We start from the raw sequence: 18601 nt of genomic DNA, 5'->3' as shown, positions 1-18601 counted from the left end.
CATCTCCTTATTCGAGGTAGTCGAGCTGAACGAAGTAGTTTTGCCAGGCCCAGTGCAGGTCGGTCGGGGTCAGCGGGCCGCTGGCGCCGACGTAGCGCTGGCGATCGAGCGCCATGCCCAGCAGGTCGCGCGGGTGACAGGGCACCAGCGGCATGCCTTCGGCCTCGTAGAGTTCGCGCAGGACGTAGCGCAGCAGCTGCGGGTCGAAGCCGATGCCCAGGCGCTCGCTCTCCTGGCGCCAGATGCCCTGGTACTCCGAGTGCTTGAGGTAGCTGAAGCGCAGCTTGTAGCCGATGCGCCGCAGGAAGGCCTCGTCGGCCAGTTCCAGCGGATTGAGGTTGGTGGAGAACACCAGGATCAGGTCGAACGGCAACACGCACTGGCGGCCGCCGCCGAGGTTGAGGAAGTCGCGCTTTTCCTCCATTGGCACGATCCAGCGGTTGAACAGCTCGGCCGGCGGCATGCGCTGGCGCCCGAGGTCGTCGATGATGAACAGGCCGTTACTCGCCTTGAGCTGCAGCGGCGCCAGGAAGCGCCGGCTCAGCGGGTCGTAGCGCACGTCCAGCTGTTCCATGCTCAACTCGCCACCGCAGGCCACCAGCGGGCGCATGCAGCACAGCAGGCGCCGGTCGATGCCTTCGTTGAGCAGCAGGTTGTTCTGTCCGGGTTCATCCAGACGCTGGTGAATCTGCGGGTCGTAGATTTCCACCACCGCATCGTTGACGGCGATGGCGTGCGGCACCCAGATCGCTTCGCTGAACAGCCGTATCAGGCGGCCGCTGATGTACGTTTTACCGGTACCGGCCGGGCCGTAGATCATGATCGCACGGCCGGAATTCACCGCCACGCCGAGCTGGTCGAGCAGTTCGCCGGCGAGCACCACGCCGCTGTAGGCCGCGCGCATCTTCTCGGCGTCGATTCGTGCGTGGTGGACGGTCTGCAGCTTGACCAGCGAGCGATAGGTACTCACCGGAAACGGCGCGGCACCGATGTAGCCGCCGCGATCCAGCGCGTCGCGCGCGGCGTTACGGCCGCGTTCGGTCAGGCTGTAGCGCAGCGCCTGACCGTTGTGCTGGCCGAGCACCTCGATGCGGCCATCCTTGCGCAGCAGGCCCAGCACTTCCTCCAGCACGGTGCCGGGCAATGCCAGCCGGTCGACCAGCCGCGCCATGTCCAGCGCGCCGCCTTCGTGCAGGTGCTTGCACAGCAGATCGACGAGCAGCTGGTCGCTCAGCCCGGTCTCGGCGATGGTGCGCGGCTGCGGCGCCAGGCGCTGCACCGTTTCACGCTCGCTCGGGTAGGCATCGCTATCGCTGACGGCGTACATGGCGGCCTCCCGCGCTAGTTGAAGTGGAACCACAGGCCGCTGGCGAGCGTGCCCAGCAGAATCGCGATGGCGTAGGGAAACGGTTGCCCGGCGACCTCGCCCGGCACGGCTGCCAGATAGGTCTGGGTGCGCAGCATCAGCCCGTAGCGCCCCAGCGTCTGGCGCAACTGCCCGCGCCAGACCACCAGGGCCAGCCCGCACAGACCGCCGGCCATCAGGCTGGCGGCGGTCGCACTCAGCGCCTGTGCGGGCGTCAGGAACACCCCAACCATCCCCATCAGCTTCACATCACCGGCCGCCATACCGCCCACGGCGTACAGCAGCAGAAACAGCCCGAAGCCGATCAATCCCCCCAGCAGCCCCTGCCCCAGCCCGTCCAGCCCCCCGCTGAACAGCTGCCCGGCCAGCCCCAGCGCCAAACCGCTCAGGATCAACAGGTTGGGGATGCGGTGGTGGCGCAGGTCGCTGATGACTGCGATCCCGAGTAGCCCAGACAGGGCGATCATTGGGAATATCTCGACCATGGACATCGTGGCGGCGCCCAGGAGTTAACTGCACGCACTACCTTTGACAGCCGCACACAGCGCTCTGATTGTGGTATCCACCTGGCCACCCAACAGTCCGAACGCCGCCACCACCGCCACCGTTATCAACCCCCCCGCCACCGCATACTCCACGATGGTCAGCCCGTCTTCGTCCTTCGCGAACTTCAGCACCGCGTGCTTGATCGTTTGAATGGTCATTTCGCTCACCTCACTGAGGAATGTCGGTTCAACAGCTGGCGACGCTTCGTGCGCCGCTCGATGTGAAAGATAGTCAGAGTGCCACTACGCAGTTAGGACTCCGTTGCGGGTCGCTAGGACTCAATTTCCAGAGGCCGCAAACGCTCTGGTTGGCACCCTCTGGCGACGTTGACGGGGAGGATGGGAAGCGTTCGCACACTCATAACGGCAAATAGCCATCTAGCGCAGCGCTTAGCAGAATCCATTCCTAGCGACTGATGGCGCATCGCCAATACTCTCTGCGAACAAGTACAACCAAGAGCTGAGTCTGTGCAGAAGTCAAACTCGCCCACCCTTCCTTTGTTGCTCTGGCTCGACCTGTCCCATGACCGCAGTACCGCGACGCTGATGCAACAGTTCACCCCGTTCGCCGAATGCCGTCTGCTACAGAGCCACAGCCTCGTCGCGAGCCCGCACAACCGCCGGATCGACATGATCTGCATGCACTACGATCGCCCCGACGTGCTCGGCCTGAACCAGCTGCAGCAGGTCAAGCGCGCCGCGCCGTCGATCCCGATCACCATGTTCACCGTGCAGCACTCCGAGGAGCTGGCGGTGTGGGCGATGCGCTCGGGCGTCTGGGAATACCTCACGCTGCCGCTGCCCACCGCCGAGCTGCAGCGCTATCGTCAGGCGCTGCAAGCGCTGTGCGAGCTGCGCCAGCAGCCAGAAGGCGGCAAGCGCAAGATGCCCAGCGAGCACTTCCCTGACCTGCCGGCCAGCATCCGGCTGACTGCCGATCACCAGAAACACCAGTCGCTCGCCCGCGCGCTGCATTACATCGACCAGCACCTGTGCGAGAACATCGACCAGCGAGACCTGGCGCAGCTGTGCGGCATGACGCCCTCGCGCTTCAGCCGCCTGTTCAAGGACGTGCACGGCGTCTGCTACCAGGAGTACGTGCTGGGCAAGCGCCTGGAACTGGCCAAGGACCGGCTCGACAACAGCCGGATGTCCATCACCACCATCGGTTACGAGGCGGGCTTTCGCGATCCGTCCTACTTCGCCCGGGCGTTCAAACAGCTCGTCGGCTGCACCCCGAGTGAATATCGCGCCAACGCCGGCGTGGCCGCCCGCGAGGCGGTTCGCGACCTGTCCGACGCGCAGCGCCTGGGCCTGGAGGCCGAGTCGCTGCCCCTGACCGAGCCGACCTTCCTGTCGAAATAGCGCTCCGTTCGCCCGCGTGTGAGGCGCGGCGAATAGCGGCATACTTGCTCTCTCCCGCAATCGCTCCGGCTCACCCATGCGCATCCACGTCACCTTCATCGATCGCGTCGGCATCACCCAGGAAGTTCTTGCGCTGCTCGGCGGACGCAACCTCAACCTCGATGCGGTGGAGATGATTCCACCGCATGTCTATATCGACGCGCCCGCGCTCAGTGCCGAGGTACTCGAAGAACTGCGCGAGGCGCTGTTCAACGTGCGGGGTGTACGCGCGGTCGAGGTGGTCGACCTCCTGCCGGGCCAGCAACGCAACCTGCAGCTCTATGCGCTGCTCGCCGCCATGCCCGATCCGGTGCTGGCGGTGAATGCCAGCGGCCAGGTGTTGCTGGCCAACCCCGCGCTGATCGAGCTGGCCGGCCACGATCCGCAGGGCCAGCCGTTGAGCGCGCTGTTCGGCGATGCGCAGTTGCACAGCAATCTGGTGGCGCATGGCTTTCGCCTGCCGATGCACGAGGTCACGCTCGAAGGCCAGTCGCTGCTGCTCGACGCCATGCCCATCAGCGATCCCGACCTGTCGGGTGCGCATCAGCTGGCCGGCGCGCTGCTGACGCTTTACACACCGAACCGTATCGGCGGCCGCCTGGCAGCGCTGCATCATGACCACGCCGAAGGCCTGGATGCGCTGCTCGGCGATTCGCCGCCGCTGCGCACCCTCAAGGCGCGCGTGCTGCGTGTCGCCAGCCTGGATGCGCCATTGTTGATTCAGGGCGAAACCGGCACCGGCAAGGAGCTGGTGGCGCGTGCCTGCCACACGCTGAGCGCGCGGCGTAACGCGCCTTTCCTCGCGCTGAACTGCGCGGCGCTGCCGGAAAACCTCGCCGAAAGCGAGCTGTTCGGCTATGCGCCCGGCGCTTTCACCGGCGCCCAACGCGGTGGCAAGCCGGGCCTGCTGGAACTGGCGCACCAGGGCACGGTATTTCTCGACGAGATCGGCGAGATGTCGCCCTATCTGCAGGCCAAGCTGCTGCGCTTTCTCAGCGACGGCAGCTTCCGTCGCGTCGGCGGCGAGCGCGAGATCCGCGTGGACGTGCGCATTCTCAGCGCCACGCACCGCGACCTGCAGCGCATGGTCGATGAAGGCCATTTCCGCGAAGACCTGTTCTACCGCCTCAACGTGCTCACCCTCGCGGTGCCACCGCTGCGCGAGCGTGGCGAGGACATCCTGCAGCTGGCCCGGCATTTCCTCGAACAGGCCTGCGCGCAGATTCGCCGCACACCCTGCCGCCTGGTGCCGGCCACCTATCCGGCGCTGCTGGCCAACCAATGGCCGGGCAACGTGCGGCAATTGCAGAACGTGATCTTCCGCGCCGCGGCAATCTGCGAAGGCAGCGCAGTGGAAATCAGCGATCTGGACATCGCCTGCACCACCACCGCCGTGCCTACCGAGGAAGTCGGCAGCCTCAGCGAAGCGGTCAGCCAGTTCGAGCGCGAACTGCTGGAAACGCTCTACGCCAGCTACCCCTCCAGCCGCCTGCTGGCTACGCGTCTGCGCACCTCGCACACGGCCATCGCCATGCGCCTGCGCAAGTACGGCATTCCCTCCCGGTAAGCGGTCGCCAAACGCCCCGCTCAGCGCCCATGTCGCATTGGCTCCAGAGCCGTTTCGATTTCGCTACAAACGGAATGAAATCGTTACAGAGCATCAAAGCGGCCGACTGCGCACGCTGGCGTGCGCTCTGTCGCCTCAGCTGTATCGAAATCGCTCCAGATCGATCACGACGGCTTGCTCACGAATTGGACAAGCTACTGATTTATAAGGATATTTCAAATCAGGCATTGTCCTTGCTCTGATCAGGGTAATCGCTCGCTGCAACGCACGAGCCTTTCCACCCGCTGCGGATTGTCGCGGGCCCCTAACAAGAGTCAGGAGTTCACCCATGAGCGAATTGCGTTTTACGGCCGATCACGAATGGCTGTGTCTGGATAGCGACGGCCTGGTCACCGTGGGTATCACACCGTTCGCCCAGGAAGCGCTGGGGGATGTGGTTTTCGTGCAGCTGCCGGAGCTGCAGGAATACGCTGCCGGTGACGAGGTCGCGGTACTGGAGTCGGTGAAGGCCGCCAGCAATATCGCCATGCCGCTGCAAGGCGAGATCGTCGAGGTCAACCCCGCGCTGGAAGCCAGCCCGGAGCTGGTCAACAGCTCGCCGCTGCAGGATGGCTGGTTCTTCCGCTTCCGCCCGCAAGACGCCAGCGCCGTGGCCGATCTGCTCGACCAGGCCGCCTACGACCGTCTGCTTAACGCCAGCGACGATGTCTGAGGAGGCCCGATGAACAAGCCTTTCCCCCTCGACACCGCCAACGAATTCGTTGGCCGTCACATCGGCCCGCGTGCGGCCGATACCGCCGCCATGCTGCAGCAGCTGGGCTATGACTCGCTGGAGACGCTCGGCGCCAGCGTGATCCCCGACAGCATCAAGGACACCAGCGTACTCGAGCTGACCGCCGGCCTCGGCGAAGCCCAGGCACTGGCCCGGCTCAAGGCCATCGCTGCGCAGAACCAGCAGTTCGCCAGCCATATCGGCCAGGGTTACTACGGCACCCACACGCCGGCGCCGATCCTGCGCAACCTGCTGGAAAACCCGGCCTGGTACACCGCCTACACGCCTTATCAGCCGGAAATCTCCCAGGGTCGCCTGGAGGCGCTGCTGAATTTCCAGACGCTGATCAGCGACCTCACCGGCATGGAGATCGCCAACGCGTCGCTGCTCGACGAGGCCACCGCGGCCGCCGAGGCCATGACCTTCTGCCAGCGCCTGTCGAAGAACAAGGCCGCCAAGGCCTTCTTCGCTTCGCAGCACTGCCACCCGCAGACCCTCGACGTGCTGCGCACCCGCGCCGAGCCGCTGGGCATCGAGGTGGTGGTCGGCGACGAGCGTGAGCTCACGGATGTCAGCCTGTACTTCGGCGCCCTGCTGCAGTATCCGGCGAGCAACGGCGACATCTTCGACTACCGCGCACTGGTCGAGCGCTTCCATGACGCCAAGGCGCTGGTGGCAGTTGCTGCCGACCTGCTGGCGCTGTGCCTGCTCACCCCACCCGGCGAATTCGGCGCCGACGTCGCGCTCGGCAGTGCGCAACGCTTCGGTGTGCCGCTGGGCTTCGGCGGTCCGCATGCCGCCTACTTCGCCACCCGCGACACGTTCAAGCGCGACATGCCGGGCCGGCTGGTCGGCCTCTCGGTGGATCGTCACGGCAAGCCGGCACTGCGCCTGGCCATGCAGACCCGCGAGCAGCACATCCGCCGCGAGAAGGCCACCAGCAACATCTGCACCGCGCAAGTACTGCTGGCCAACATCGCCAGCATGTACGCCGTCTACCACGGCCCGCGCGGCCTCACGCAGATCGCCCGGCGGGTGCACCAGCTGACCGTGATCCTCGCCGAGGGTCTGCGTGCGCTGGACGTTACCGTCGAGCAGCAGAACTTCTTCGACACCCTTACCCTCGCCACGGGCGAGCGCACCGCGCAGCTGCACCGTCAGGCCCGCGACATGCGCATCAACCTGCGCGAAGTGGATGCCGGGCGCATCGGCCTGTCGCTGGACGAAACCACCGATCGCGTTGCGGTCGAGCGTCTGTGGGAAGTCTTCGCCCAACCGGGGCAGAGCCTGCCGAACTTCGATGCACTGGCCAGCAGCGCGACCAGACTGCCGCAAGGCCTGCTGCGTCAGTCGGCGATCCTGCAGCACCCGGTATTCAACCGCTACCACTCCGAAACCGAGCTGATGCGCTACCTGCGCAAACTGTCGGACAAGGACCTGGCGCTGGACCGCGCGATGATCCCGCTGGGCTCGTGCACCATGAAGCTCAACGCTGCCAGCGAGATGATCCCCGTCACCTGGCCGGAATTCGGCAACCTGCACCCGTTCGCGCCGGCCGAGCAGAGCCAGGGCTACCGCCAGCTGACCGACGACCTGGAGCGCATGCTCTGCGCCGCCACCGGCTACGACGCCGTCTCGCTGCAGCCCAACGCCGGCTCGCAGGGCGAGTACGCCGGCCTGCTGGCGATCCGCGCCTATCACCAGAGCCGCGGCGATGACCAGCGCGACGTCTGCCTGATCCCCTCCTCGGCCCACGGCACCAACCCGGCGACCGCCAACATGGCCGGCATGCGTGTGGTGGTGGTGGCCTGTGACAGCCGCGGCAACGTCGACATCGCCGACCTGCGCGCCAAGGCCGAGCAGCACGCGGCTCAGCTCGCCGCGCTGATGATCACGTACCCCTCGACCCACGGTGTATTCGAGGAAGGCATCCGCGAGATCTGCGCCATCGTTCACCAGCACGGCGGCCAGGTGTACATCGACGGCGCCAACATGAACGCGATGGTCGGCCTGTGTGCCCCGGGCCAGTTCGGCGGCGACGTTTCGCACCTGAACCTGCACAAGACCTTCTGCATTCCGCACGGCGGCGGCGGCCCGGGCGTCGGCCCGATCGGTGTGAAGGCGCATCTGGCGCCGTTCCTGCCGGGGCATGATCGGATGGAGCGCAAGGACGGTGCCGTTTGCGCCGCGCCGTTCGGCAGCGCCAGCATCCTGCCGATCACCTGGATGTACATCAGCATGATGGGCGGTGAAGGCCTGCGGCAGGCCTCGCTGATGGCGATCCTCAACGCCAACTACATCGCCCGGCGCCTGGAGGAGCACTACCCGGTGCTCTACACCGGCGGCAACGGCCTGGTGGCGCACGAGTGCATCCTCGACCTGCGCCCGCTGAAGGACAGCAGCGGGATTTCGGTGGACGACGTGGCCAAGCGCCTGATCGACTTCGGCTTCCACGCGCCGACCATGTCCTTCCCGGTGGCCGGCACGCTGATGATCGAGCCGACCGAGAGCGAGTCGAAGGAGGAGCTGGATCGCTTCATCGACGCCATGATCGCCATCCGCGAGGAAATCCGCGCGGTGGAAAACGGCGAGCTGGACAGCACCGACAATCCGCTGACCAACGCGCCGCATACCGCGGCGGAACTGGCCGGCCAGTGGTCGCACCCCTACAGCCGCGAGCAGGCGGTGTACCCCGGCAAGACCGCGGTGGACAGCAAGTATTGGCCGCCCGTGGCCCGTGTCGACAACGTCTACGGCGACCGCAACCTGGTCTGCTCGTGCCCACCGATGGAGGCCTATCAGGACTGACGCGCCCCCGGCCTCGACCGGAAGCCGGCCTGCGGGCGGGGCGATCCCCCGCCGCACGCCGGCCAGTGTCCTCACTACCAATCCGTACCCATAACAACACGGGAGCCACAAGCACCCACCGCCTCCGGGCCACGCCAATAACCGGCTACCAAATAAAAACAAGATTGGAGTAGTTATGGAAACCCTCAATACGTTGGTAAACGACATCAATGCCCTTGTCTGGGGCGTACCCATGCTGGTGCTGATCCTGGGCACCGGTCTGTTCCTGATGATCTATCTGAAATTCATGCCCTGGCTGAACATCCCGGCCGGCTTCGCCCTGCTCTGGAAAGGGCGCCACAAGGACGATGACGAATCCGGCGAGATCAGCCCGTTCCAGGCGCTGATGACCTGTCTGGCCGCTACCGTCGGCACTGGCAACATCGCGGGCGTGGCCACGGCGATCTTCCTCGGCGGCCCCGGCGCGGTGTTCTGGATGTGGTGTACGGCGCTGGTGGGCATGGCCACCAAATACTGCGAAGTGGTTCTGGCCGTGCATTACCGCGAGAAGGACGAGCGCGGCGAGCATGTCGGCGGGCCGATGTACGCCATCAAAAACGGCCTGGGCAGCCGGTGGGCCTGGATGGGCGGCGCCTTCGCGCTGTTCGGCGGCCTGGCAGGTTTCGGCATCGGCAACATGGTGCAGGTCAACAGCATGGCCGACGCGCTGCAGGGCTCGTTCGGCATTCCGGACTGGGCCACCGGCGTGGCGACCATGGTCGTCACCGGAATGGTGATCCTCGGCGGCGTCCGGCGCATCGGCAAGGTCGCCGAGATGCTGGTGCCGTTCATGTGCGTCGGCTACGTCGTCGCTTCGCTGACCGTGCTGGCACTCAACTATCAGGCCATCCCGGGCGCCTTCGCCCTGATCTTCGACCACGCCTTCAGCCCGGCAGCGGCTACCGGCGGCTTCGCCGGCGCAGCGGTGATGGCGGCGATCCGCTTCGGTGTGGCGCGCGGCATTTTCTCCAACGAAGCGGGCCTGGGCACTGCCGGTATCGCGCAGGCTGCCGGCACCACCCGTTGCTCGGTGCGCTCGGGGCTGATCGGCATGCTGGGCACCTTCATCGACACCATCATCGTCTGCTCGATGACCGCACTGGTGATCCTCACCACCGGCGTCTGGACCAGCGGCGCCAGCGGTGCGGCACTGTCCAGCGCGGCCTTCGAGACCGCCTTGCCGGGCGTCGGCCAGTACGTATTGGCGCTGTCGCTGGTGGTGTTCAGCTACACCACCATCCTCGGCTGGAGCTACTACGGCGAACGCTGCTGGGAATACCTGGTCGGCACCAAATCGATCCTGCCGTTCCGCGTGCTCTGGGTCGTGGCGATTCCCTTCGGCGCCGTCGCCCAGCTCGACTTCGCCTGGCTGGTCGCCGACACCCTCAATGGCCTGATGGCCATCCCCAACCTGATCTCCTTGGTGCTGCTCAGCCCGGTGGTGGTCAAGCTCACCCGTGAATATTTCGCCCGCCGCCGTATACAGGCGGCCGTGTCCTTCGAGCGCTGAAGGCGCGAACCGCTGATTCGAGGCGCGACCCTCGTCGCGCCCGCTCCCTACAAGAGGTGAAGAACATGTTCCACAAAAACCTGACGCTGACCCAGTACGACCCGGCGCTGGCCCAGGCCATCGCGGCCGAAGACCGCCGCCAGGAAGACCACATCGAGCTGATCGCCTCGGAAAACTACACCAGCCCGCAAGTCATGCAGGCTCAGGGCAGCGGCCTGACCAACAAGTACGCCGAAGGCTACCCGGGCAAGCGCTACTACGGCGGTTGCGAGTACGTCGACGTGGTCGAGCAGCTGGCCATCGACCGCGCCAAGGAGCTGTTCGGCGCCGACTACGCCAACGTCCAGCCGCATTCGGGCTCCTCGGCCAACAGCGCGGTGTACCTGGCATTGCTCAACGCCGGCGACACCCTGCTCGGCATGAGCCTGGCCCACGGCGGCCACCTGACCCACGGCGCCAAGGTTTCCTCCTCGGGCAAGCTGTACAACGCCGTGCAATACGGTATCGATGAGCAGGGCCTGATCGACTATGACGAGGTCGAGCGCCTGGCCGTCGAGCACAAGCCGAAGATGATCGTCGCCGGCTTCTCCGCCTATTCCCGCGTCCTGGATTTCGCCCGTTTCCGCGCGATTGCCGACAAGGTCGGCGCCTACCTGTTCGTCGACATGGCCCACGTCGCCGGGCTGGTCGCGGCCGGGCTGTATCCCAACCCGGTGCCGTTCGCCGACGTGGTCACCACCACCACCCACAAGACCCTGCGCGGCCCGCGTGGTGGTCTGATCCTGGCGAAGAAGAACGAGGAGATCGAGAAGAAGCTCAACTCCGCCGTGTTCCCGGGCGCCCAGGGCGGCCCGCTGATGCACGTGATCGCCGCCAAGGCGGTGTGTTTCAAGGAGGCGCTGGAGCCGGGCTTTCGCGACTACCAGGCGCAGGTGGTACAGAACGCCCGCGCGATGGCCGAAGTCTTCGTCGGCCGCGGTTATGACGTGGTGTCCGGCGGTACCGACAATCACCTGATGCTGGTCAGCCTGATTCGCCAGGGCCTGACCGGCAAGGCCGCCGATGCGGCGCTGGGCAGCGCGCATATCACCGTGAACAAGAACGCCGTGCCCAACGACCCGCAGTCGCCGTTCGTGACCTCGGGCATCCGCATCGGTACGCCGGCGGTGACCACGCGCGGTTTCGGCGAGGGCGAGTGCCGCGAACTGGCCGGCTGGATCTGCGACATCCTCGATGACATCGACAATCCGGCGGTGATCGAGCGCGTCAAAGCCCAGGTCACCGACCTCTGCGCGACGTTCCCCGTCTATGTTGAATAACCAGGCCATCGATGTTGCGCGGGCCGCTGGTACGGCTCCCGCAATTGGAGTACACGCCATGTCCCTGAGCGTTTTCGACCTGTTCAAGATCGGCATCGGGCCATCCAGTTCGCACACCGTCGGCCCGATGCGCGCGGCGGTGCGCTTCGTCGACGGCCTGCGTCGCGACGATCTGCTGGCCGCCACGGCGAACGTGCGGGTGGAGCTGTACGGCTCGCTCGGTGCCACCGGCAAAGGCCACGGCAGCGACAAGGCGGTGCTGCTCGGCCTGGAAGGCGAACTGCCGGAGCGGGTCGACACTGCCCTGATCCCGCAGCGCCTGGAGACGATCCGCGCCAGCGGCGAGCTGAAGCTGGGCGGTGAACGGTCGATCCGCTTCGTCGAGAAGGAACACCTGGCACTGATTCGCAAACCGCTGCCGTACCACCCCAACGGCATGATCTTTCGTGCCTTCGACGCCGCTGGCCTGCAGCTGCGCTCGCGGGAGTACTACTCGGTGGGCGGCGGCTTCGTGGTCGACGACAGCGCCGCCGGTGCCGATCGCATCGTCGAGGACAGCACCCCGCTGCCCTACCCGTTCCGCAGCGGCGCCGAACTGCTGGCGCTGTGCGCCGAGCACGGGCTGTCGATCAGCGCGCTGATGCGCGAGAACGAGCGCGCCTGGCGCCCGGACGAGGAAACCCGCAACGGCCTGCAACGCATCTGGCAGGTCATGCAGGACTGCGTCGAAGCCGGCTGTCACAACGAGGGCATCATGCCCGGCGGCCTCAAGGTCAAGCGTCGCGCGGCGGCGATGTACCGCCAGCTGAGCGGCAACCCCGAGGCCGCGCTGCGCGACCCGCTGTCGGTCGTGGACTGGGTGAACCTCTACGCGCTGGCAGTGAACGAGGAGAACGCCAGCGGCGGACGCGTGGTTACCGCGCCCACCAACGGCGCGGCCGGCATCGTGCCGGCGGTGCTGCACTACTACATGCGCTTCATCCCGGGCGCCAACATCGAGGGCGTCGAGCGCTTCCTGCTCACGGCCGCGGCCATCGGCATCCTCTACAAGGAGAACGCCTCGATTTCCGGCGCCGAGGTCGGCTGCCAGGGCGAGGTCGGCGTGGCCTGCTCGATGGCCGCCGGCGCACTGTGCGAAGTGCTCGGCGGCTCCCCACAGCAGGTCGAGAACGCCGCCGAGATCGGCATGGAACACAACCTCGGACTGACCTGCGATCCGGTCGGCGGACTGGTGCAGGTGCCGTGCATCGAGCGCAACGCGATGGGCTCGGTGAAGGCGATCAACGCCGCGCGTCTGGCGCTGCGTGGCGATGGCCATCACTTCATCTCGCTGGACAAGGTCATCCGCACCATGCGCCAGACCGGTGCGGACATGAAGAGCAAGTACAAGGAAACCGCCCGCGGCGGGCTGGCCGTGAACATCATCGAATGTTGAAAAAAGCAGCGGCAAGCTGACATCGGCACACGGCACGTGAAGCGTCATGTTCACCTGCGGCGCGCGGTTGCAGTTTGCGGCTCCTTCAAATTGAGGAACGAGCAATGTCCCTGGAAAAAACTCCGCTGCACGCCCTACATCTGGAACTGGGCGCCAAGATGGTTCCGTTCGCCGGCTACGACATGCCGGTGCAATACCCGCTGGGCGTGCTCAAGGAACACCTGCACTGCCGCGAGCAGGCCGGTCTGTTCGACGTCTCGCACATGGGCCAGATCCTGCTGCACGGCCCGCAGGCCGCGGCCGCGCTGGAAAGCCTGGTGCCGGTGGACATCATCGACCTGCCGGTGGGCATGCAGCGCTACGCGCTGTTCACCGACGAGAACGGCGGCATCCTCGACGATCTGATGGTCGCCAACCTGGGCAACGACCGGCTGTTCCTGGTGGTCAACGCCGCCTGCAAGGAGCAGGACCTTACCCATCTGCGCAAACACATCGGCGACCGCTGCGAGATCGAATCGCTGTTCGAGTCGCGCGCGCTGCTCGCCCTGCAGGGACCGCGCGCCGTCGACGTGCTGGCGCGCCTGGCGCCGGACGTGACGAAGATGACCTTCATGAACTTCGCGCGGGTCGCCGTGGCCGGCATCGACTGCTATGTCAGCCGCTCCGGCTACACCGGCGAGGACGGTTTCGAGATTTCCGTACCGGCGGTCGCCGCCGAACAGCTCGCCCGCGCCCTGCTGGCCGAGCCGGAAGTCCAGCCGATTGGCCTCGGCGCGCGCGACTCGCTGCGCCTGGAAGCCGGCCTGTGCCTGTATGGCCACGACATGAGCAGCGCCACCACCCCCATCGATGCCAGCCTGCTGTGGGCCATCTCCAAGGTACGCCGCGCCGATGGCGCGCGGGCCGGCGGCTTCCCGGGTGCCGAACGCATCTTCGCCCAGCAGCGCGACGGCGTGCCGAGCAAGCGCGTCGGCCTATTGCCGCAGGACCGCATGCCGGTACGCGAAGGTGCCGAGATCGTCGATGCCGATGGCAGCCCGATCGGCCAGGTCACCAGTGGCGGCTTCGGTCCCAGCCTGGGCGCGCCATTGGCGATGGGTTATGTCGCCAGCAGCCATGCTGCGCTCGACAGCGAGGTCTGGGCCGTGGTGCGTGGCAAGCGCGTGCCGATGAAAGTGTCCAAGACGCCGTTCGTGCCGCAACGCTACTACCGCGGCTGATCGCCGTGCCACCACGGCGATCCGTTGCAGGCGGGCCATGGTACGAGCTGATATTCGGCATCGCGACGGGCATCGAAAAGGCGCGGATCGCTGTATAATCTCGCGCCATTTTTCCCCTGCCGCATCACCGAGGCCCGGCCTGTCATGTCGAATAAAGTTCCAAGCGTAGGGTTCGTGTCCCTCGGCTGCCCGAAAGCAACCGTTGACTCCGAGCGCATCCTCACCCAGCTGCGCATGGAGGGTTACCAGATCGTGCCGTCCTACGAGGATGCCGATGTGGTGGTGGTCAACACCTGCGGTTTCATCGACAGCGCCAAGGCCGAATCACTGGACGCCATCGGCGAGGCGATCGCTGAGAACGGCAAAGTGATCGTCACCGGCTGCATGGGCGTGGACGAGAACAACATCCGCGGCGTGCACCCCAGCGTGCTGGCCGTCACCGGCCCGCAGCAATACGAGCAGGTGGTCAACGCGGTGCATGAAGTGGTGCCGCCGAGCATCGAGCACGATCCCTTCATCGACCTCGTGCCGCCGCAGGGCATCAAGCTCACCCCGCGCCACTACGCCTACCTGAAGATTTCCGAAGGCTGCAACCACAGCTGCAGCTTCTGCATCATCCCGTCGATGCGCGGCAAGCTGGTCAGCCGCCCGGTCGGTGACGTGCTGTCCGAGGCCGAGCGGCTGGTCAAGGCTGGCGTGAAGGAGATTCTGGTGATCAGCCAGGACACCAGCGCCTACGGCGTGGACCTCAAGTACAAGCTCGACTTCTGGGACGGCCAGCCGGTCAAGACGCGCATGCTCGAACTGTGCGAAGCGCTGGGCAAGATGGGCGTATGGGTGCGCCTGCACTACGTCTATCCGTACCCGAACGTCGACGACGTGATCCCGCTGATGGCCGCCGGCAAGATCCTGCCGTACCTGGACATCCCCTTCCAGCACGCCAGCCCGAAGGTGCTCAAGGCCATGAAGCGCCCGGCCTTCGAGGACAAGACCCTGGCGCGCATCCAGAAGTGGCGCGAGATCTGCCCCGAGCTGACCATCCGCTCCACCTTCATCGTCGGCTTCCCCGGCGAGACCGAAGAGGACTTCCAGTACCTGCTCGACTGGCTGACTGAAGCCCAGCTCGACCGCGTCGGCTGCTTCCAGTACTCGCCGGTCGATGGTGCACCGGCCGAGGCGATGGGCCTGGAGCCGGTGCCGGACGAGATCAAGCAGGACCGCTGGGACCGCTTCATGGCCCACCAGCAAGCCATCAGCGCCGCGCGCCTGCAGCTGAAGGTCGGCCGCGAAATGGACGTGCTGATCGACGAAGTGGACGAAGACGGCGCCATCGGCCGCTCCTGGGCCGACGCACCGGAAATCGACGGCATGGTCTACGTCGACAGCGAACAGCCGCTGCAGCCGGGCGACAAAGTCCGTGTACGCGTCACCGACGCCGACGAGTACGACCTCTGGGCCGAAGTGATCTGATCACCGCGCCTGCCAAAGAAGCCCCGCTCATGCGGGGCTTTTTCATGGGCGGTCGAGCGGACTGAGCACCGCTAGGCCACCGCGATTGAGGACATGGGTGTAGATCTGCGTGGTTTTCACATCGGCATGGCCGAGCAGCTCCTGCACCGTGCGAATGTCCTGGCCGCTCTCAGCAAATGCGTGCTTCGCCCTGATCACACCCTCCAGCCAAGGCAACTCTATCTGCAACACCTGCTTGTACAGAAACAGAATCGCCGACAGCGCTTGGTTCTGCGTGGACGCCGAAACATCACGGCGCACCGCCAGATCACTGAGAAAGGCCTCCACTTCAGACGCGCCCATTGGATGTCGGTACTTATGAGAACGAATGAAGCGCCTGATCCACTCCAAATAGACAGCTTCGGTACGAATCGAATAGTGTCGCAATCGAATCTGCCCTCGCACCTGGTCGAGCAGCCTAGGCTTGTTATCCATGTCGCTGTTGCTCCCTGATTCATGTCGCATCTGTTGATGCGTTTTTCAGGCTAGACAGGACCTGCAGGGCGACAAGGAATTTATGCGACACATGTGGCGTAGTTTTTTACGCGATTTGTGTCGCCTACTTATTAGTTAGATCATTCACATGACTGAAGAAATCATCGAGCTCCCTGTAAACTCCCGGCAGGGGCTATTGCAAGCTTTTTATTCAGCAGCTTTATTTATAGTTGCATTGAAATTGGCCGGAGTCGCAATTGCAGTCGCTGTGTTATTGATCTTTAACATTTTTATGTTGGCGAGGCCAGTAGCAGCCTTGGTAGACGCACGACGAAAGACCTTAAGATATGTCTACCGAAAAGCATACTCATTTCGGCGTCAGCCGGATATTGATCTTTCAATTTTTTAAAGAATTCATACACAGGTCGAAAGTTACGCAAGTAGGTCTTTGCACCTAAGCGGTCCTAGGGGCGAGCACTTAAAGCTAGCAAAATTTAACCAAAACCCAGTATCACCAAAACAACACATTAAGGAAATAACAGCGCTCAGAGAAGCTATCGCAAAAGCGCTTAAAATTCACGACGGCGGCAATGTTTAATCTAACTAGTGGTTCAAGTCGTTCGCTTCGCTCACTGGGACGAGCTAAAGCCCGCCTCTTAACCAAACGTTATAACCAAAACTTAAACATCGGGGAGTATCACATTGTTACAGCACTCTGAATACCTCACTAAAAATTACCACCTCGGGATATGAGGTCATCGCATCCGGAGTTGTGCATTTGAGTATGCCAGAGGTGAAGTTTTCACTAGCCAATCTCGTTATTAAGTATGAATTCAAAAGTGACTCAGAAGGCTCTCGATTTAGCGCAGAAGTGGTTGACAATGAATTGGTTATTAGTCTTTACAACATCAGTAACTCTCTAGGCCAAGGAAAAATAGAACCTGTTGAAATTGGCACTCTTGGAGGAAAGAGGCTATTTGCCACATGGTTTGTAAATACACCTCTCGGTTCGGGAGATATTCGTCAGTTCTGCTACACATTCATGCTAATGGGAGCTTGAATATGCAAGGCTTCTATTAAGCTTCCAGATGCTAAAGAAAGTACTATTGAAGGGAAAGCCGGCTCACTTACAAATAAAGAAACTGCTGGTAAAATTGCCGACCATATTGGTACCGGCAGAAATGCAAAAGACTCATTTATTTGGATGACAATAACCTGGAGCTTCATCATTGCATCCGGGCTAAGCGCTCTGCTTTTTGTGCGATCTATTTTTGTAGCATCCGAGGGCGATGCACTATTGCAATCAATAGTCCAAATTTGGAGTGTTTTTGTTCCAATTATTACACTGGCACTTGGCTATGCATTCGGTAAAGGTGAGTGAAGGTTATAACAACTGGTTCAAATCGCTCGCTTCGCTCACTGGGACGGGCTAAAGCCCGCCCCCTAACCAAACGTTAGCGGTATATATGAATTTCCACGTATCAGAAAAATACAAACGTAGCGACAAGCGAAAAACAATGCTCGCCGCACTACTGGTGGTTGGCATAATTTCAGGCGCTGCCTGGATGTTCATTGCCAGTGAGAGCATGTATCACAAAATACTATCTGCGGTTACTGCCTTGTTGCTCATAAAGCATTTGCCCGGCGCATATAAAAATATAAAAAATCACGACTCATCCTATCCAACCGTAGCCATAATTGAATCTGAAAACAAAATTGATATATCTCACAAGGGCGCGGTTGTGAGCATGCCGTTATCGGATATAGAAAGCCTTAGAATTCAGAGCATAAAAGGCAATGTTAAATCTCTGCTGCTAACCACCAAATCTTTCAGCAATCTACGTTTTGAAGGATACGAGAATTTAGCAGAAATGGCTGAGATTCTTAAAAATATACGCCGGCAGGCAAAGCCAAAAATGCCACGTGGTATCACCGCTAACAAATGGTTCAAACCGTTCGCTGCGCTCACTGGGACGGGCTAAAGCCCGCCCCTTAACCAAACGTTAGAAGCCGGCCAATCGCCATGAAAGGGCATGCAACTAAAATACTAAAAATTCTTGAAAAGCATGGTGAGCTTACACTTTAGAAAATATCAAACTACATCTCAAATAAGCATCGAGACCATCGAGATCTTTATATTTCTCCTCACCAGTCTGGCTATCGCCTTTATTCCTAAGATGATGTGCAGCGCATGGAAGGGATAATGACCTATCGCGATGCGGGGCTCTCGCTGGATGTCATCGGAGCGCTATTACAGGCCGATGGCGCATCTGCTCCTGTGGTGCTGGAACGTCACTTGCAGAAGGTCAACGAGGAAATCACCAGACTCCGACAACAACAACACGTCATCGCCCAATTGCTCGGCGACGCGCAGGCTGCGAAAGAGTCGTTCAATGACCAAGGAGCAGTGGATTGCGCTACTCGCCTTCACCGGATTGAACGAAGAAAGAATGCAAAAATGGCATGCGGAATTCGAGAAGATGTCGCCTGATGCGCATCAGGATTTTCTGGAATCGCTCGGAATAGCACCGGGTGAAATTACCTCGATCCACCAATTCTCAAGGCGACCAGCTACCGAGGGTGATGGCTAATGCCAGACTCAACCGAGCCTGCACCCAGGCCGGCTAGTTCAACGCTGCGGCTGAGGAGCAATCTGCCGCCCGCCTCCCCAC

16 protein-coding genes and 2 pseudogenes are annotated in these 18601 nt (G+C 62.9%); 13 read left to right on the top strand and 5 right to left on the bottom strand.

The genetic code is table 11. The features are described from left to right. Window positions 1–7: 7 nt before the first annotated feature. The 3 genes from NAV27_RS12990 to NAV27_RS12980 are packed head-to-tail and all read right to left on the bottom strand — an operon-like array spanning window position 8 to window position 2070. Window positions 8–1327 (bottom strand): DUF8689 domain-containing protein, encoded by a 1320-nt coding sequence (locus NAV27_RS12990; RefSeq protein ID WP_102828601.1) that lies wholly within the window; start codon window positions 1325–1327, stop codon window positions 8–10. A 14-nt stretch (window positions 1328–1341) separates the two neighbouring features. Further along, the gene (locus NAV27_RS12985; RefSeq protein ID WP_102828602.1) at window positions 1342–1857 is read right to left on the bottom strand and encodes an A24 family peptidase; all 516 of its coding nucleotides are present in this window, start codon (window positions 1855–1857) and stop codon (window positions 1342–1344) included. Between the two features lie 18 nt (window positions 1858–1875). After that, complete coding sequence (locus tag NAV27_RS12980) at window positions 1876–2070, bottom strand: Flp family type IVb pilin (RefSeq protein WP_102828603.1); 195 nt, start codon at window positions 2068–2070, stop codon at window positions 1876–1878. Between the two features lie 309 nt (window positions 2071–2379). Between NAV27_RS12980 and NAV27_RS12975 the strand changes: the two genes are divergently transcribed. The 9 genes from NAV27_RS12975 (at window position 2380) to rimO (ending at window position 15455) form a co-directional block, all read left to right on the top strand. Continuing rightward, window positions 2380–3276, top strand: a complete 897-nt coding sequence (locus tag NAV27_RS12975) for a helix-turn-helix domain-containing protein (protein ID WP_369805834.1) — start codon at window positions 2380–2382, stop codon at window positions 3274–3276. Window positions 3277–3352: 76 nt separating this feature from the next. Beyond that, the gene (gcsR, locus tag NAV27_RS12970) at window positions 3353–4882 is read left to right on the top strand and encodes a transcriptional regulator GcsR (RefSeq protein WP_043298998.1); all 1530 of its coding nucleotides are present in this window, start codon (window positions 3353–3355) and stop codon (window positions 4880–4882) included. Between the two features lie 328 nt (window positions 4883–5210). After that, complete coding sequence (gcvH, locus tag NAV27_RS12965) at window positions 5211–5594, top strand: glycine cleavage system protein GcvH (protein WP_102828605.1); 384 nt, start codon at window positions 5211–5213, stop codon at window positions 5592–5594. A 9-nt stretch (window positions 5595–5603) separates the two neighbouring features. Next, a complete protein-coding gene (gcvP, locus tag NAV27_RS12960) occupies window positions 5604–8462 on the top strand; it encodes an aminomethyl-transferring glycine dehydrogenase (protein ID WP_102828606.1) in 2859 nt (952 codons plus the stop codon). 175 nt (window positions 8463–8637) lie between these two features. Continuing rightward, window positions 8638–10011 carry an alanine/glycine:cation symporter family protein gene (locus NAV27_RS12955; protein WP_102828607.1) on the top strand — a complete coding sequence of 458 codons (1374 nt, stop codon included), beginning with the start codon at window positions 8638–8640 and terminating at the stop codon, window positions 10009–10011. Between the two features lie 65 nt (window positions 10012–10076). Continuing rightward, on the top strand, window positions 10077–11330 hold the full coding sequence (glyA, locus tag NAV27_RS12950; RefSeq protein ID WP_102828608.1) for a serine hydroxymethyltransferase: 1254 nt from the start codon (window positions 10077–10079) through the stop codon (window positions 11328–11330). A 58-nt stretch (window positions 11331–11388) separates the two neighbouring features. After that, the gene (locus NAV27_RS12945) at window positions 11389–12765 is read left to right on the top strand and encodes an L-serine ammonia-lyase (protein WP_102828609.1); all 1377 of its coding nucleotides are present in this window, start codon (window positions 11389–11391) and stop codon (window positions 12763–12765) included. Between the two features lie 104 nt (window positions 12766–12869). Then, entirely contained in the window at window positions 12870–13985 is a 1116-nt protein-coding gene (gene gcvT, locus NAV27_RS12940; protein ID WP_008567596.1) for a glycine cleavage system aminomethyltransferase GcvT, read from the top strand. 144 nt (window positions 13986–14129) lie between these two features. Continuing rightward, complete coding sequence (rimO, locus tag NAV27_RS12935) at window positions 14130–15455, top strand: 30S ribosomal protein S12 methylthiotransferase RimO (protein WP_102828610.1); 1326 nt, start codon at window positions 14130–14132, stop codon at window positions 15453–15455. Window positions 15456–15497: 42 nt separating this feature from the next. Here rimO and NAV27_RS19245 read toward each other — a convergent pair. Both NAV27_RS19245 and NAV27_RS19240 read right to left on the bottom strand, forming a co-directional pair. Beyond that, window positions 15498–15626: pseudogene (locus NAV27_RS19245) on the bottom strand (tyrosine-type recombinase/integrase); the annotation flags it as partial. Window positions 15627–15677: 51 nt separating this feature from the next. Continuing rightward, a pseudogene (locus tag NAV27_RS19240) lies at window positions 15678–15929 on the bottom strand (phage integrase N-terminal SAM-like domain-containing protein); the annotation flags it as partial. A 148-nt stretch (window positions 15930–16077) separates the two neighbouring features. Here NAV27_RS19240 and NAV27_RS12925 point away from each other — a divergent pair. From NAV27_RS12925 to NAV27_RS12910, 4 genes are all read left to right on the top strand, one after another. Beyond that, window positions 16078–16338, top strand: a complete 261-nt coding sequence (locus NAV27_RS12925) for a hypothetical protein (RefSeq protein WP_146029392.1) — start codon at window positions 16078–16080, stop codon at window positions 16336–16338. A 306-nt stretch (window positions 16339–16644) separates the two neighbouring features. After that, complete coding sequence (locus tag NAV27_RS12920) at window positions 16645–16989, top strand: DUF6864 domain-containing function (RefSeq protein WP_369522493.1); 345 nt, start codon at window positions 16645–16647, stop codon at window positions 16987–16989. A gap of 406 nt (window positions 16990–17395) precedes the next feature. Further along, complete coding sequence (locus tag NAV27_RS12915; protein ID WP_146029394.1) at window positions 17396–17911, top strand: hypothetical protein; 516 nt, start codon at window positions 17396–17398, stop codon at window positions 17909–17911. A gap of 209 nt (window positions 17912–18120) precedes the next feature. Further along, window positions 18121–18420: a MerR family DNA-binding protein gene (locus NAV27_RS12910; RefSeq protein ID WP_102828612.1), complete on the top strand. Its 300-nt coding sequence runs from the start codon at window positions 18121–18123 to the stop codon at window positions 18418–18420. Window positions 18421–18601 lie beyond the last annotated feature (181 nt).

The sequence above is a fragment of the Stutzerimonas degradans genome, from assembly GCF_024448505.1.
Taxonomy (GTDB): Bacteria; Pseudomonadota; Gammaproteobacteria; order Pseudomonadales; family Pseudomonadaceae; genus Stutzerimonas; species Stutzerimonas degradans.
This window is presented reverse-complemented; position numbering and strand designations above follow the sequence as displayed.